Genomic DNA, 15,925 nt, shown 5'->3' with positions numbered 1-15,925 from the left:
TCAGGCGTCGATTCTCTTGTACTTCATCCTGTGGGGGGTATCGTCGCCGACTCGCTTCTTGTGGTCCGCCTCGTACTCGGTGTAGTTACCTTCGAAGAAGACCACGTTGGAATCGCCTTCGAAGCCAAGAATATGCGTTGCGATCCGGTCAAGGAACCAACGGTCGTGCGAGATGACCAGGGCGCAACCGGGGAAAGCCAACAGCGCTTCTTCCAGGGCTCGCAGGGTTTCCACGTCCAGGTCGTTGGAGGGTTCATCCAACAACAGCACGTTGGCGCCCTGTTTCAGGGTCTGGGCGAGTTGCAAGCGTCCGCGTTCACCACCGGACAGCTCGGAAAGACGCTTTTGTTGATCGTTGCCCTTGAAGTTGAAGCGACCGACATAAGCACGCGATGACACTTCATAGCCGTTGATGTTGAGCATGTCCTGGCCGCCGGACACGGCTTCCCAGACGGTCTGCTTGTTGTCCAGTGCATCGCGCATCTGTTCGACATAGGCGATGTCGACGGTATCGCCCAGAACGACTTCACCACTGTCGGGTTGCTCTTGGCCGGTAATCAGCTTGAACAGAGTCGACTTGCCGGCACCGTTACCTCCAACCAGACCAACGATCGCTCCCTTGGGTACCTGGAAGGAGAGATCCTCGTAAAGTAGCTGGCCATCGAAGCTCTTGCTGACGTTATGGAATTCGATGACCTTGTCACCCAGGCGTGGACCGGGAGGAATATAGATTTCGTTGGTTTCGTTGCGCTTCTGAAAATCGCCGGACTGCATCTCTTCGAAACGTGCCAGACGCGCCTTGCTCTTGGACTGCTGCCCCTTGGCGTTGCTACGAACCCACTCGAGCTCCTGCTTGATCGCTTTCTGGCGCGAGACTTCCTGTTTGGCTTCCTGCTCCAGGCGTTTATCCTTGGCTTCGAGCCACTGAGAGTAGTTGCCTTCGAAGGGAATTCCCTGGCCACGGTCCAGTTCCAGAATCCAGCCTGCCACATTGTCCAGGAAGTAGCGGTCGTGGGTAATGGCAACGACCGTACCGCTGTAGTCATGCAGATAACGCTCGAGCCAGGCCACCGACTCGGCATCGAGGTGGTTGGTCGGCTCATCGAGCAGCAACATATCGGGGTTGGATAACAGTAATCGGCAAAGCGCGACGCGACGCCGCTCACCACCTGACAGGTTACCTACCTTGGCTTCCCAGGGCGGTAGTCGCAGGGCCTCGGCGGCAACATTCAATTTGCGATCGATGTTGTGCGCGTCAGCGGCCTCGATCATGTTTTCCAGACGCGCCTGCTCGGCTGCCAGGGCATCGAAGTCGGCATCGGGTTCGGCATAGGCGGCATAGACTTCGTCCAGCTTGGCCTGGGCCTCCTTGAGGTCAGAGAGCGCCTCTTCGACGGTCTCGCGGACATTCTTCTCATCATCGAGTTGCGGTTCCTGAGGAAGATACCCGACATTGATGCCCGGCATGGGGCGCGCTTCGCCTTCGTATTCGGTGTCCACGCCTGCCATGATACGCAGCAGTGTCGACTTGCCTGCCCCATTGAGGCCCAATACCCCGATTTTGGCGCCGGGGAAGAAGGATAAGGAAATATCCTTGAGAATTTGATGTTTAGGCGGGACAACCTTGCCCACCCGGTTCATGGTATAGACGTATTGCGCCATGAAAATCCACTTGGTTGGAAATGTGTCGATGGGCCACGATGATAGTGGTCGGACGGGGGAAAGGCTAGTGCTCGTTGCGATGATATCGTGTTATCGGGCCTTGAGCCGTTCCAGTTCCTGGAAAGCCTCGACTCGCTGGGTTACATCCTTCTGAACCCCGATGAAATAGGTGAGTTGATCGGCGTCGTCGTAGACTGGCGTGATCGATAGCTCGTTGTAGAACAAGGTTCCATCCTTGCGGTAATTGCGCAAGATCTCTCGACAGGGACGACCCTCGGCCAGCGCTTGGCGAATGTTGGCCAACGCCGGCTGATCACTGTCCTCGTTTTGAAGGAAACGGCAATCACGATAGAGGATTTCGTCGGCGCTATAGCCAGTCAGTCGTTCGAACCCCTCGTTGACGTAAATAAGGATGTTCTCGTCACCTTCCTGTTCGGCCACCACGATGCCGTCTTCAGAGGCATTGACGATGCGTTCCAGGAGATCCGAGCTGATCATGGGAGGTCTTTTCATTGTGCTGCACATTCCTGTCTATACCTATCAGAGCACATAATGGCCAGCCAACGGCCGGATTTCAACGTGTTGCGCCTGTTATTCACCGGATTCGATATCGGGACGGCCGTCGGTCGTTCGGTGCGGACCAGCGGAGCAGGGACATGCTGGGTCCCGGATGGCTGGATGAGGCCGGTAAGGCGAACTGATATGATGCCTGAACCATCGATGAATACAGGGGTTACAGTTCATGGCGCGCGTGGCGATCCATTATTGCACGCAATGCCAATGGCTCTTGCGTGCGGGCTGGTATGCGCAGGAGTTGTTGTCGACCTTTGGCGAACAACTCGACGAAGTCGCACTGATTCCCAGTCACGGCGGTCATTTTGCTATCCGATATGACGACGAGTTGGTCTGGGAACGTAAACGGGACGGCGGTTTTCCCGATATCAAATCGCTCAAACAACAGATACGAGACCGGCTGGATCCGGAAAGAGATCTGGGCCATATCGATCGATAATTCAAGTCGAACTACAGGAATTCATTTTCCATCCCGGGCTTCGGTTGGCTCGGGTCGTTGCCTGGGGAGTCCACATGACACTGGAACGTCGCGCCATGCTCTGTGGTCTGGGGGCGGTTGGGCTGTGGTCAACGGTGGCAACCGCGTTCAAGATCGCGCTGTCCTACATGACACCGCTGGAACTGATGTGGTTGGCGGCGTTGGTCTCATGGGTGCTGATGGGGGGCCTGGTCTATCGGGAAGGCCGCCTGATGCAAGCCTTTCGGCAGGGGTGGCGAACGGCCGCTTGGGCCGGGTTGATGAATCCGGCGGCCTACTATCTCGTGCTGTTTGCGGCATATGATCGTTTACCCGGTCAGGAGGCAATGGCGCTCAACTATACCTGGGCGTTGGCGATGGCCTTTCTCGCCGTCCCCATTCTCGGTCAGCGGCTGACGCGTATCGATGTCCTCGCCGGTTTGGTTGCCTATAGTGGGGTGTGGGTCATTGCCACGCGCGGTGCCGTCATGGATGTGGCCTTCGCCGATCCTCTCGGTGTCGGTTTTGCTCTGGCCTCGACTCTGCTCTGGGCGTTGTACTGGTTACTCAATGCCCGGGATCCCAGGCCACCGTTGATCGCTCAGTGGCAGAACTTCAGTGTCGGTCTGCCGGTACTGACGGTGTTGCTGTTATTTGGACCGGGGATTCAGTGGCATGGCAGCGTGGCGTTCGGTGCCGGTATCTATGTCGGCTTGTTCGAAATGGGTATCGCGTTCGTGTTGTGGCAATTCGCCGTCCAGCGAATCTCGCGGACGGCACGGGTTGCCAATCTGATATTTCTGGCACCACCGGTGTCTTTGTTATTGCTTAACCTGGTGGTGGGCGAACCGATTCTGGCGTCAACGCTCATCGGCCTGGTACTGATCCTCGGAGGATTGGCGCTGCAACAATCACAGACGTCTCCCGAGGGGGTCGTCGATCACTCCTGAGCGTCATCACTTTCGCCTTCGAGCAGGGGCCCCAGTGCCGGCCAGATGTTGTCCAGAATCGTCGGCTGGGCACTGGCAGTGGGATGGATGTCGTCGTCCTGCATCATCGAGTCGCGGGTTGCCACATTTTCCAGGATGAAAGGCACCAGGGAAACGTCATGGTCGTCTGCCAGTTCGGTATATACGCTGCGAAACGCGTCACGATAGGCCTGGCCATAGTTGGGAGGGATGTCGATGCCCAGTAACAGTACCTGGGCTCCTGTCTCCTGACTTTGCTCGATCATCGCGGCCAGGTTGGCGCGCATCTGGTCAGGGGGAAGACCACGCAGGCCATCGTTACCACCCAACTCCAACAGCACGATCTCGGGTTCATGCTGTCGTAACAGATCGGGCAGTCGTTGCGCGCCGCCGGATGTGGTTTCTCCACTGATGCTGGCATTGGTCACGTCGGCCTGATCCCCGAGTCGGTCTTCCAATAGACTGACCCACCCCTCATCTTCGTCGATACCGTAGGCGGCACTCAGGCTGTCGCCCATGATCAGTAGGTGAGGAGTGTCATCGGCTGCGAGGGGAGCAGCGAGCAATAGTGATATGATCAATGTGGCCACGACCCCGGCCGGTCGATACCACCCAGGGAGTTTGCGACGTATGTCACATAGCGAGTTCAGTTCGAATCGTTCGTCCAGCAGCATGGCTTCATCCTCTCGGTCCGACGGAACACCGATACTACAAGCGCGCGAGCTCGGCAAGGAGGTTCTTAGCGGTGAACGACCGTTGACGATTCTGCAGGATCTGGGCCTGTCGATAGTCGCCGGCGAAAGCGTAGCGATTCTAGGGGCCAGTGGAGCGGGAAAGTCCACCTTGCTGGGGTTGCTGGCCGGTCTGGATGTCCCCACCAGCGGTGAATTGTCGTTGTTCGGAGAATCCCTGGGTGACCTCGACGAGGATGGACGTGCACAGTTGCGCGCCGGTCGTGTGGGCTTCGTATTTCAGAATTTTCAGTTGTTGCCGACGCTCACGGCGTTGGAGAACGTCCTGTTGCCGCTTGAGTTATCGCCGACCGCCGGGGCCGACGCTCGTGGCCGTGAATGGTTGGGGCGGGTCGGTCTGGGCGAACGTCTCGACCATTTGCCGAAGCAGCTATCGGGCGGTGAGCAGCAACGGGTTGCTCTCGCTCGGGCCTTCGTCACCCTACCTGAGTTGGTGTTTGCCGATGAGCCGACGGGCAACCTCGACCCTGCCACCGGCGAGCGCGTGATTGACCTGCTGTTCGAGTTGAATCAGGAAGCCGGTACGACCCTGGTGCTGGTCACTCACGATCACGCCCTGGCCAGACGCTGTCAGCGCTGTCTGCAACTCGATGAGGGATGTCTCGCGCCTTTGTCGCTCGAAGAGGTGGGCATATGACCGCGGCAATGGGAGACCCCTTGAGCGGCCAAGCGCCGTCCGGGAGAGGGCACTGGCTGGCGCTGTCCTGGCGAGGACTCAGGCGGGATTTGCGTGCTGCGGATGTGCGTGCCTTATTCGTTGCATTGGCGCTTGCCGTGGCGGCATCGACGATGATCGGTTTCTTTCTCGACCGGCTGGAACGAGGGCTGGAACGCCAAGCGGGGCAGATGCTGGGGGGTGACCTGGTGCTCGAACAGAGCAGGCCCTTTGACAATGAGATTCGCCAGCGCTTGAGGGATGCCGGTCTGGCACTGAGTGAGCAGGTTGACATGGTCTCGATGGCGAGTTTCGACGGCGCCTTCGAACCCGCCAGCGTCAAGGTGGTTGACGATGCGTACCCGCATTACGGCGAGGTCCATGTCGAACGGCAAGGGGAACTCGAGCGAGTAGCTACAGGTCCGGCACCCGGCGAAGTCTGGATCGCGCCCCGGTTGGCCCAATTGCTGGATATTGAAGAAGGCGATTCACTGCAACTTGGCGCGACATCCCTGGACGTGACCGGATTGATTGAACGAGAGCCGGATCAACAAGGGGGTTTTGGCAGCTTCAATCCGCGTTTGATGATGCACATGGATGATCTCGAGGCGACCGAGCTGGTACAGGAAGGGTCAAGGGTCGAGTTCGAACTGCTTGGCAGGGGGCCGTCGGAGGTCGTCGCATCATTGCAGGATTGGTTGGATACCCTGGCTGCCGAGGGAGTGGAGGTCCAGGATGTGCGGCGTGATCGTCCTCAACTCGGTAACGCTTTGTCCCGGGCCGAACAGTACCTGAGTCTGGCGGGATTGGCGGCAGTACTGCTGGCGGGGGTTGCCGTGGCAATGGCAACGCGTCGCTATGTCGACCGCCATCTGGATACGGCCGCATTGCTACGCTGTTTCGGCGCTACCCAACGCCAGTTGACACGTTTATTCGCGTTGCAACTGCTCTGGCTGGCATTGGCCGCTTCCGCCGTCGGTGCCATATTGGGTCTTGTCGGTCAGGCTGGGTTGTTGATGCTGTTGAGCAACTTCCTTCCCCTGGAATTGCCACCTCCGGGGCCAATGCCGCTATTACTGGGGATACTTACCGCGATGGCGATTCTGGCCGGATTTGCCGGCCCGACGCTGTTACGGCTCAAACGTGTCAGCGCGCTCAAGGTGTTGCGTCGCGAATTCGATCCACTCCCGGCATCGGCCTGGGCCGTGATCGGCGTAGCGAGTCTGGTGTTCGGCGGTCTGCTGTGGCTCTACTCAGGCAATCTGACGCTGTCGCTGGCCATTCTCGCGGGTGGCATGGTCATGCTTGCCGTGCTGTGGGGCCTGGGGGCCTTGCTGATGACGGGCGTTCTGCATCTGGCCTCACGGGTGCCGGCGACCGTCAGTGGCAATGCCCTGGTCGTACGGTTGGGAGCGCGTCAATTGGCGCGACGTCGTCGGGCAAGCCTGGGCCAGTTGCTCGCGTTTTCTGTCACCTTCTCCGCCATGGCCATGATCGCCTTGGTGCGAGGCGATCTGCTGACGACCTGGCAGTCACAGTTGCCGGACGATACGCCCAATTTTTTCGCCATCAATATCCAGCCCAATGAACGTGAGTCGTTTTCATCGATGCTGGAGGGCGCTGCTGATTCGCGTAGCGCGCTCTATCCGATGGTGCGAGGCCGGATCAGTGAGATCAATGGGAATGATCCACGTGCGGCTGTGCCGGACGAGGCCCGTGGGGATAACGCGCTGCGTCGTGAACTCAACCTGACATGGCGTAGTGACGTGCCGGAAGGGAACCGGATCGTTGCCGGCGAGTGGTTCGGCGAAGGTGGGCAGGGTAACTGGCTGGGTGCCGTTGATGCGCATGCGGCTGGAGACGCTGTGCCCATATCGATGGAAGATGGGTTAGCGGATCGCTTCGGCTTGCGTGTTGGCGATACATTGACCTTTGCCATTGGCAGTGCCGAGATCACGGGGGAGATTACCAGTTTGCGTGATCTCGACTGGGACAGTTTTCGACCCAACTTCTATGTCATTTTTCCGCCGGATGTGCTGGAGCGTTTCGGCCACAGCTACATCACCGCATTTCACCTCGACAGCGAGGAACGGGCGCTTCAACGTGAACTGGCCGAAGCCTTTCCAGGCGTCTCGCTGATCAATGTCGATGCCATCCTCGAGCGGGTGAGAGAACTGCTGAGCCAAGTGACGCATGCGGTGGAGCTGGTTCTGCTGCTGGTATTGCTCGCGGGCATCAGCGTGCTCTATGCCGCATTGATCGCAAGTCGCCCGGTACGAGCTCATGAAAGCGGATTGCTGAGGGTGTTCGGGGCCGGCGACCGGCTGATTTCCCGCATTCAAGGGGCCGAGTTCGCGCTGCTCGGGCTGATCAGTGGTGTGATGGGAGCCCTGTTGGCGGAATTGGCTGCGGCTGGCTTGTACCTCGGTTGGCTCGATCTATCCCCACGCATGCATTGGGAACTCTGGGTGGTGTTGCCATTCGGCGGCGCCCTGCTGATCGGCATGATAGGACATGTCCTGTCGCGTAGTGTCCGGCGTCAGACGCCGATGGCCAGTTTGGGGTTGCTTGGAGAAGCTTGAGTATTCCTAAACCCAACGTGAGAAATTATGGGGAAGGGGATGACTGGGTTTCATATGAAAGCCAAGCATCCCTGCGCTATGATGGCGACCGTTCATTTTTCTTATGAATCGAGGGTGTTCGACGATGTTCAGCCGTGAAATGCAAATTGCCGGTTTCGATGATGCGCTGTTTGATGCGATGCAGAAAGAAGTGGCACGCCAGGAAGCTCATATCGAACTGATCGCTTCGGAAAACTATACCAGTCCCCGTGTGCTCGAGGCACAAGGAAGCCAGCTGACCAACAAGTATGCCGAAGGCTATCCGGGCAAGCGCTACTATGGAGGCTGCGAATACGTTGATGTCGTCGAGCAGCTGGCCATTGACTACGCCAAGCAACTGTTCGATGCCAGCTATGCCAATGTGCAACCGCACTCCGGCTCCCAAGCCAATGGGGCGGTCTTCCAGGCACTGATCAAACCCGGCGATACCGTGCTGGGCATGAGTCTGGATGCCGGCGGTCACTTGACTCATGGGGCCAAACCGAACTTTTCCGGCAAACATTACAATGCCGTTCAGTACGGCATCGACGACAATGGCCGGATCGATTATGACGAAGTCGCCAAGCTGGCCCGTGAACATCAGCCGAAGATGATCATTGCCGGGTTCTCCGCCTATTCCCAGATCATCGATTGGGCGCATTTTCGTAAAATCGCTGATGAGGTCGGCGCCTATTTGCTGGTCGATATGGCGCATATCGCCGGCCTCGTGGCCGCTGGTGTCTATCCGACGCCTTTGCCGCATGCGCATGTCGTCACTACCACGACCCACAAGACGCTGCGTGGACCACGTGGCGGTCTGATCCTCTCCAATGAGGGAGATCCCGAGATCGAGAAGAAATTGCAATCGGCAGTCTTTCCCGGTGGTCAGGGGGGACCGCTGGAGCATGTGATTGCCGCCAAGGCGATCTGTTTCAAGGAAGCGATGGCGCCGGAGTTCAAGGACTACCAACAGCAGGTGGTCCAGAATGCCAAGGCGATGGCGGGCGTGTTCATCGAGCGCGGTTACGACGTGGTCTCCGGTGGGACCGAAGACCACCTCTTTCTGTTGTCGTTGATCAAGCAGGGCCTGACCGGCAAGGATGCGGATGCCGCTCTTGGACGGGCTCACATTACCGTCAACAAGAATGCGGTACCGAATGATCCGCAGAGTCCGTTCGTGACTTCCGGCTTGCGTATCGGCACCCCGGCAGTGACCACGCGCGGCTTCGGTGAGGCTGAATGCCGTGATCTGGCCGGCTGGATGTGTGACATCCTCGATGTCATGGCGAAAGGAGAAGACACCAGCGAGATTGAAGCCGAAGTGAAAGCGAAAGTGGAAACGCTCTGCACCCGCCTTCCTGTTTATCGCGACTGATTCGCTTCGCTGACAGTTTGATGACCGGCGGTCCCTGCCAAGGGGCTGCCGGTTTTTTTGTGCCGTCATGTGCTTAGACGATGGTCTAGTTCACAGGGCGAGAAGAATCTTCGAGGCTATGTCGAACATAGTGTATTGTTAAGTATGACAATAACCGCAACTCTCGTTGGAACGTGAAGCGTGAGCGTGATGACTCATTCCGAACGGCAACCCCGACCCGATATTGCCGAGCACCTGGCCGAGGCCATCTTCAACGGCCATTATGAACCTGGCGACTTCGTACCGAAGGAGCTCGATCTTTGCGAGAACTATGGCGTCAGTCGCAGTACGGTACGCAGTGCACTGCAGACACTGGTGGCTGCCGGCATGATCAAGCGTATTTCCGGTCAGGGCAGCCGCGTGACCGAATTGTCGGAATGGCATCTTCTGAATCCGCGCGTCAGTGATTGGATGGCTCGCTTTGCACGACCCAATCCACGTTTCCAACGCGAGATTTTCTCTTTTCGTGTGGCTGTCGAGCCGTTCATGGCTCGGCTGGCTGCCGAAAACGCCGGTGCGGCCGATCTGCTGGACCTAGAAACGGCCTACCACGGTATGGTCGAGGCTTTGAACCGTGACGACAACCAGTACCAAGGTATCAGCTACGATGAATATGACATCGCATTTCACGAAGCGATTTTTGCCGCGACGCATAATGTGCTCTGGTCGCAGGTCAGTCATATGCTCAAGCCAGCGATTGCTTTGTTAGTGGGAACCACGAATCAGAGTGCCGATGAGCTGGATGACAGTATGGAGCGGCATCGCCGGCTGATGGATGCCATCCGCCTGCGTCAGCCCGAGGAAGCTGAAAAGGCGGCACTGTCAGTACTCGAGCGCACCGGGCGCGACCTGGGGATGGATGATCCGACTGGCCAATTGTCGGTCATACGCTGGCCACAGGCACTGTCGTTACCGGAGAGCCGGAACAGCGAGTGCTAAAGCCAGAAAACGGATTCGATACGAGTTCAGAGGTATTGCAAGAGAGGCAATCGATGAAGATTACACAGCTCAAAACATGGCAAGTGCCGCCCCGCTGGCTGTTTCTCAAGATCGAGACCGACGAGGGCGTCTACGGCTGGGGAGAACCCGTCGTGGAAGGACGTGCAGCGACGGTGGAGGCCGCCGTTCATGAACTCTCCGATTATTTGATCGGCGAGGATCCACACCGTATCGAACACTTATGGAATACCTTGTATCGCGCCGGCTTCTATCGCGGCGGGCCCATTCTGATGTCGGCCATCGCGGGTATCGATCAGGCGTTGTGGGATCTCAAGGGGCGTGATTACGGTGTGCCGGTGCATCAACTATTGGGAGGAGCGGTTCGCGACAAGATGCGGATGTATGCCTGGACCGGTGGCGATCGTCCCAGCGATGTGGGAGCCGGGGCCAAGGCCTTGGTCGATCGGGGCTTTACTGCTTTCAAGATGAACGGAACGCCGGAAATGCAGATCGTCGATTCACACGCCAAGGTGGATGAAGCCGTGGCTCGGGTCGCCGAAGCCCGTGAGGCAGTGGGACCGGAAGTCGGTATCGCCATCGATTTTCACGGTCGCGTGCATCGCCCGATGGCCAAATCGTTGCTGCGTGAGCTCGAACCCTATCATCCGATGTTCGTCGAGGAACCGGTATTACCGGAACATCTCCCGTGCCTCAAGCATATCGCTTCGGGGCTCGGGTACCCCATCGCCACCGGTGAACGCCTGCATACCCGTTATCAATTCCGTGATCTGCTTGCTGACGGCATGGTCGACATCATTCAGCCGGATCTGTCGCATTGCGGTGGTATCAGCGAGGGTATGAAAATCGCCAGTCTGGCCTCCTGTTATGACGTGGCGCTGGCCCCACACTGTCCACTGGGCCCGTTGACGCTGGCAACGTCACTCCATGTGGATGCCGTGAACCACAATGCCTTCATTCAAGAGCAGAGCATGGGAATCCACTACAATCGCGATAACGATGTCCTGGATTACCTGGTCGATAAGTCTGCGCTGGCAATCGAGGATGGATTCTGTGCCATTCCTGATGGCCCTGGGCTTGGTGTCGAGATCGATGAGGCGTTTGTCGAGGAGCGAGCCAAGGTCGGTCACCGCTGGCGCAATCCTGTCTGGCAGCATGAAGATGGCTCCATTGCCGAGTGGTGAGTCGGCCGGAGCGATCGGTGAACAGAGGAGTATATGAGTCCATGAATGCGCAACAGAAGACCGCGTTGGCGTCGGCCATGCAGGATCGCCCTTTGGTGGCAATCCTGCGCGGCATCAGTCCCGAAGAGGTAGAAGCCGTTGGTGATGCACTGGTCGAGGCCGGTTTCAAGATGATCGAGGTGCCGCTCAATTCGCCACGCCCATGGCAGAGTCTCGAGCGTCTGGTGAAACGGATGCCGGAGGATGTTCTGGTTGGCGCGGGAACCGTGCTCGATGTGGCGGATGTCGAGCGTTTGGGGTCGCTTGGTGCTTCCTTGTTGATTACGCCGAACATCGATGCCGATATTGTCGAGGCGGGCAAGGCACAGGAGCTGGCCTCGTTCATTGGCTGTATGACACCCAGTGAAGCGTTGATGGCTGCCAGGTCCGGTGCAACGGCGCTCAAACTGTTCCCGGCAGCGCGTCTGGGGGTAGGGTATTTCAGTGATGTCTCGGCCATTTTGCCATCCGATCTCCCCGTATTCGCCGTCGGAGGCGTCAACCGGGATAACATGGCAGATTGGCACGCAGCAGGAGTACGAGGTTTCGGGTTCGGCAGCAACCTCTATCAGCCGGGTCGCCACCCCGATGAAGTGGGTACCGCCGCCACGTCGCTGGTGGCCGAATGGCAGCGTCTGGAAGCGCTTGCAGCCCAGATCGACCGTACCGAGCGTGAGGAAGACGCATGACACGCCAGTTCATCGCTATTGATTGGGGGACCAGCAACTTCCGCGCCTTTCTCGTCGATGCCGGCACGGGCGAGTGTCTGGATACGCGTCGTTCGGAAGCAGGCCTTAAAGCGTTGAGTACCGACGAATTTCCGCATTACTGCCATGCGCAGATCGTCGATTGGCGTAATGCAGGAGGGGGTGAGGAGGCCGTGCCGGTCTATCTGGCCGGTATGGTCGGCTCACGTAATGGCTGGTGCGAGGCGCCGCAACTGGAGTTGCCCGTCGATCTCGACACCTTGGTGGATGAGTTGATGCCGGCGCCGGGATTGTCCAACGCCTGGATCGTTCCCGGTGTCAAGATGGTGACGCCTGACCATGTCGATGTCATGCGCGGCGAAGAAGTACAGGCATTCGGTGCCTTGATGCTGGCGGGGCGCGACAGTGGAGCCTGTTGCCTGCCGGGCACACATAGTAAATGGGCGCATCTGGAAGGCGGACGAATGCAGTCGTTCACCACCATGATGACCGGTGAACTATATCATGCCGTGCGTTTCCATACGCTCCCGGGACAGCCGGCCATTTCCGATGCCGCGTTCGATGCAGAGGCGTTCCATCAGGGGGTGAACGCATCAGGCCATGAGGATGGGATATTGCATGCACTGTTCGAGGCACGTAGCCGTCATCTGTATGGCGGTCTCGACGCGCCTCAGGTGGCCAGTTTCCTGTCCGGAGTATTGATCGGCGGCGAGGTTCGGGCCGCCTTGCGTCAGGCAGGGCAGTGGCGGGATCTGCTGCTGGTTGGTTCCACCGCGCTCAACGAGTCGTACCGGTTAGCCATGGACCCGCTTGGCATGCCTTCCACGAGCATCGACAGTGACAAGGCGAGTATTGCCGGTCTGCAGCGCATCGACGCGATTCGCACTGTTCGTGCCCACTGAATACGAATTCGATCATGAGGTGCACTCGAAGAGTGCGTTGCTATCATATCGGCTCCCCATCCGAGACCCGGTGCGTCACACTTTAGGCGCTATGGCACGCAACGTGCTAGCTTCTGTGTAGACTCCCATGAATAGCTCTCAGGTGGGCCCCCATGTTTGAGCCGACTGCCACCAGTGCACGCCTGGTATTTACCGATCTCGATGGCTCGTTGCTCGATCATGACAGCTATGATTGGCAGCCGGCACATCCTTGGTTGGAGCGGCTGCGGTTTGCCAACGTGCCCGTGATACCCGTGTCGAGCAAAACGCGTGCGGAATTGCTGGCGTTACGAGTACAACTCGGACTCGAACAAAGTCCCTTCATTGCCGAGAACGGTGCTGTCATCGGCCTCCCTCCCGCCTGGCAGCATGCCCGCCTGGATCGCGATCCCGATGATATCGGTAGTCTTTGTGTCAAAACGCCGGGACTGGATATCGGATTCATTCGCAAGCGTCTCGAAGTAATTCGCGAACGTCAGGGGCTGTCATATTGCTGTATGGGCGAGATGAGTCTGGAAGACATCATGGCGGTAACCGGGTTGTCGGAACCCCAGGCACGGCAGGCGCGTCTCCGCGAAGGCAGTGAGCCAGTGCTTTGGCAGGATGACGACGCATTGATCTCGCGCTTTCGAGATTCCCTCGACAGTGATGGTATGCAACTGACCCGAGGAGGGCGTTTCTGGCATGTCATGGGGCATAGCCACAAAGGGAGCGCGGTTGGCTGGTTGATCGACCGGTTCCGGGCATTACGGGGACAGCGCCCTCATACGCTGGCGCTCGGCGATGGACCCAACGACATTCCGATGCTACAGCGAGCCGATCTGGCAGTGCTGATCCCGGGACGCCATGGGCAAGTCGTCTCGCTCGAAGGAGATCATGTCTACCATGCTCGCTCGCCCGGCCCTGCCGGCTGGAGCGAGGGGATGGACCACTGGTGGGGCGAGACGCTTCCCGATAACGTCAGCGGCGAGGAAAGCCCTGCATGAGTGATTTCTATCAGAACGGTATCATCACTAACTTTCACAATCTGACCCAGCGTCCAGTGGAGGCCCTGGAGGCGGATCTGGTGAAATTCTCCATGCGCCGGCCCATGGGACTGATTCTCCCGTCGCTCTATGCCGAACTCGAAGGCCCGGCGTTGTCACACATCGTCGAGACGTTGACTGAAGTGCCTTACTTGTCGGAGATCGTCATCGGCCTCGATCGTGCCGATCGTGACCAGTTCATGCATGCTCGTGAGTTCTTTTCGCGCCTGCCCCAGCATCATCGCATCCTCTGGAATGATGGTCCCCGGTTGCAGGCGCTCGATGCGGAACTGGCGGAAGAGGGCATCTCACCACAAGAGCTGGGCAAGGGGCGCAATGTGTGGTTCTGTGCCGGTTATGTCCAGGCATCGCGGCGTGCCGAAGCCGTGGCACTGCATGACTGCGACATCGTCACCTATGATCGATCGCTCCTGGCGCGCCTGATTTATCCTGTGGCGCACCCGCAGTTCAATTATGAGTTCTGCAAGGGATACTATTCCCGCATTGCCGACAACAAGCTCAACGGCCGGGTCGCACGCCTCATGGTGACGCCGCTCATCCGCGCCTTGAAGAAGATTTACGGCCCTTTGCCGTATCTCGATTATCTGGACAGCTACCGTTACCCGCTCTCCGGCGAATTCTCGATGCGGGCCGATGTACTCGATGGGATTCGCATTCCCAGCGACTGGGGATTGGAAATCGGCGTGCTCTCCGAAGTGCACCGCAATTATTCCACCAAGCGACTGTGTCAGGTGGATATCGCCGACATCTACGACCACAAGCATCAACCGGTGTCCGAGGAAGACCCCAATACCGGGCTCAATCGCATGAGTCTGGACATTGCCAAGGCGTTGTATCGTAAGCTGGCGACGCTCGGGGTCCAGATCAATGCAGAAAGCTTCCGCACCATCAAGGCAACTTACTACCGTATCGCCCTGGACCTGATCGAAACGTATGACAACGATGCGATCATGAACGGACTCAAGCTCGATCGACACAGTGAAGAGCAAGCGGTGGAGCTCTTTGCCACGAATATCATGGAAGCGGGGGATGCCTTCCTCGAGAAACCTCGCGACAAACCCTTCATCCCCAGTTGGAATCGTGTACAAGCGGCGATTCCCGACTTCCTGGAACGGATGCATGCCGCTGTCGAGATGGATAATCAGGGCAAGGTATGAGCACCGGACGGTGATCAGTCGTGTGTACCGTGGTCTGGTCGGGTCATCTCCGTGTCCATCAAGGGCGCGGTGAGCCCATGACGTTTTCCATGTCCTCGGGGATTCCCTGTGTCATCTCGAGCTGCCCATCAACGTGATAGATGAGGCCCGGGGTTGCGACCAGACCAAGACTCTCCATCAATTGCTGGTTGCCGTAGACCTGGTCTTCCATTTCAGGACGAATGGTCTCCAGCCACTCGATCGGTTCGCCTCGATGATGTCTGTCGAGCATGGCGGCGGGATCGTCGGCTTCCAGAATCGTCATGGCTTGGCGAGGGCTTTCACGGTCGAGAATGCCGACCAGGATATGGCGAATCTGGACGTTGCCCGCTTCGACCCAGTCGCGCGAGTCTTCCCAGAACTCCTGGCAGTATGGGCAGTGGGTATCGGAGAACATGTAAATGACCCGGTCGGCGTCGTCACGGCCATCGGCGATCCAGGCGCTATCCTGCAAGTCCTGCCGGATACGTTCTTCCTGGGGGCCACGAACAATTTCCTGTAATGGGGCTTCCGACAGGTTGTTGCCCTCGGCATCGACCATATTCCCGACGATGGCATGTTCCCCATCTTCCGTCAGGTAGATGGCGATCTCCCTGTCCTGCACGCTGGCGGCATAGCCGGTCATGCCGGCCGGAGCGTCGAATGACTCATGGATCGTCAGGTTCTGTTCTTCGAGAGCCCGAATCGGTGCCGGCCACTCCTGCGCCATGACCGACATGGGGAGTGACGACATCGCCAGGAGCAGTGGTACGAAAGGTGCCGGGATTCGCATGT

Annotated in this window: 15 protein-coding genes; 11 read left to right on the top strand and 4 right to left on the bottom strand. The window is 58.3% G+C overall.

Going from position 1 to position 15,925, the window contains the following annotated elements:
- Together ettA and BLW01_RS02185 are read right to left on the bottom strand one after the other, a co-directional pair.
- Window positions 1-1,662 (bottom strand): energy-dependent translational throttle protein EttA, encoded by a 1,662-nt coding sequence (gene ettA / locus BLW01_RS02190; protein WP_092567850.1) that lies wholly within the window; start codon window positions 1,660-1,662, stop codon window positions 1-3.
- Between the two features lie 90 nt (window positions 1,663-1,752).
- A complete protein-coding gene (locus BLW01_RS02185) occupies window positions 1,753-2,175 on the bottom strand; it encodes a PAS domain-containing protein (protein ID WP_092567849.1) in 423 nt (140 codons plus the stop codon).
- 229 nt (window positions 2,176-2,404) lie between these two features.
- Here BLW01_RS02185 and BLW01_RS02180 point away from each other — a divergent pair, with 229 nt between their 5' ends.
- Together BLW01_RS02180 and BLW01_RS02175 are read left to right on the top strand one after the other, a co-directional pair.
- Window positions 2,405-2,674, top strand: a complete 270-nt coding sequence (locus tag BLW01_RS02180) for an Rdx family protein (protein ID WP_092567848.1) — start codon at window positions 2,405-2,407, stop codon at window positions 2,672-2,674.
- A 74-nt stretch (window positions 2,675-2,748) separates the two neighbouring features.
- The gene (locus BLW01_RS02175; protein ID WP_092567847.1) at window positions 2,749-3,642 is read left to right on the top strand and encodes a DMT family transporter; all 894 of its coding nucleotides are present in this window, start codon (window positions 2,749-2,751) and stop codon (window positions 3,640-3,642) included.
- On the opposite strand, the gene BLW01_RS02170 is transcribed toward BLW01_RS02175, so the two are convergent.
- On the bottom strand, window positions 3,633-4,334 hold the full coding sequence (locus tag BLW01_RS02170) for an arylesterase (RefSeq protein ID WP_092567846.1): 702 nt from the start codon (window positions 4,332-4,334) through the stop codon (window positions 3,633-3,635). The genes BLW01_RS02175 and BLW01_RS02170 overlap by 10 nt on opposite strands.
- Here BLW01_RS02170 and BLW01_RS02165 point away from each other — a divergent pair.
- From BLW01_RS02165 to BLW01_RS02125, 9 genes are all read left to right on the top strand, one after another.
- On the top strand, window positions 4,333-5,049 hold the full coding sequence (locus tag BLW01_RS02165; protein WP_092567845.1) for an ABC transporter ATP-binding protein: 717 nt from the start codon (window positions 4,333-4,335) through the stop codon (window positions 5,047-5,049). The two genes, BLW01_RS02170 and BLW01_RS02165, sit on opposite strands and share 2 nt — an antisense overlap.
- An 8-nt stretch (window positions 5,050-5,057) precedes the next feature.
- Window positions 5,058-7,649 (top strand): ABC transporter permease, encoded by a 2,592-nt coding sequence (locus BLW01_RS02160; protein ID WP_092568082.1) that lies wholly within the window; start codon window positions 5,058-5,060, stop codon window positions 7,647-7,649.
- Between the two features lie 124 nt (window positions 7,650-7,773).
- Window positions 7,774-9,042 (top strand): serine hydroxymethyltransferase, encoded by a 1,269-nt coding sequence (gene glyA / locus BLW01_RS02155; RefSeq protein ID WP_092567844.1) that lies wholly within the window; start codon window positions 7,774-7,776, stop codon window positions 9,040-9,042.
- A gap of 189 nt (window positions 9,043-9,231) precedes the next feature.
- A complete protein-coding gene (locus BLW01_RS02150) occupies window positions 9,232-10,020 on the top strand; it encodes a FadR/GntR family transcriptional regulator (RefSeq protein WP_092567843.1) in 789 nt (262 codons plus the stop codon).
- A 53-nt stretch (window positions 10,021-10,073) separates the two neighbouring features.
- Window positions 10,074-11,222 carry a galactonate dehydratase gene (dgoD, locus tag BLW01_RS02145; protein WP_092567842.1) on the top strand — a complete coding sequence of 383 codons (1,149 nt, stop codon included), beginning with the start codon at window positions 10,074-10,076 and terminating at the stop codon, window positions 11,220-11,222.
- 41 nt (window positions 11,223-11,263) lie between these two features.
- Window positions 11,264-11,950: a 2-dehydro-3-deoxy-6-phosphogalactonate aldolase gene (locus BLW01_RS02140; protein ID WP_092567841.1), complete on the top strand. Its 687-nt coding sequence runs from the start codon at window positions 11,264-11,266 to the stop codon at window positions 11,948-11,950.
- Window positions 11,947-12,870 carry a 2-dehydro-3-deoxygalactonokinase gene (locus BLW01_RS02135; protein ID WP_092567840.1) on the top strand — a complete coding sequence of 308 codons (924 nt, stop codon included), beginning with the start codon at window positions 11,947-11,949 and terminating at the stop codon, window positions 12,868-12,870. The genes BLW01_RS02140 and BLW01_RS02135 overlap by 4 nt, the downstream gene beginning before the upstream one ends.
- 152 nt (window positions 12,871-13,022) lie before the next feature.
- A complete protein-coding gene (locus tag BLW01_RS02130; RefSeq protein ID WP_092567839.1) occupies window positions 13,023-13,895 on the top strand; it encodes an HAD-IIB family hydrolase in 873 nt (290 codons plus the stop codon).
- Window positions 13,892-15,112, top strand: coding sequence for a glycosyltransferase family protein (locus BLW01_RS02125; protein ID WP_092567838.1), 1,221 nt, complete (start codon window positions 13,892-13,894; stop codon window positions 15,110-15,112). The genes BLW01_RS02130 and BLW01_RS02125 overlap by 4 nt, the downstream gene beginning before the upstream one ends.
- A 58-nt stretch (window positions 15,113-15,170) precedes the next feature.
- Here the strand turns inward: BLW01_RS02125 and dsbG are convergent, their stop codons facing one another.
- Complete coding sequence (dsbG, locus tag BLW01_RS02120) at window positions 15,171-15,923, bottom strand: thiol:disulfide interchange protein DsbG (protein WP_092567837.1); 753 nt, start codon at window positions 15,921-15,923, stop codon at window positions 15,171-15,173.
- Between the last annotated feature and the right edge of the window lie 2 nt (window positions 15,924-15,925).

Source organism: Aidingimonas halophila (assembly GCF_900106955.1).
GTDB classification, from domain to species: Bacteria; Pseudomonadota; Gammaproteobacteria; order Pseudomonadales; family Halomonadaceae; genus Aidingimonas; species Aidingimonas halophila.
The sequence above is the reverse complement of the archived record's forward strand: the minus strand, read 5'-3'. Positions and strand labels throughout refer to the sequence as shown.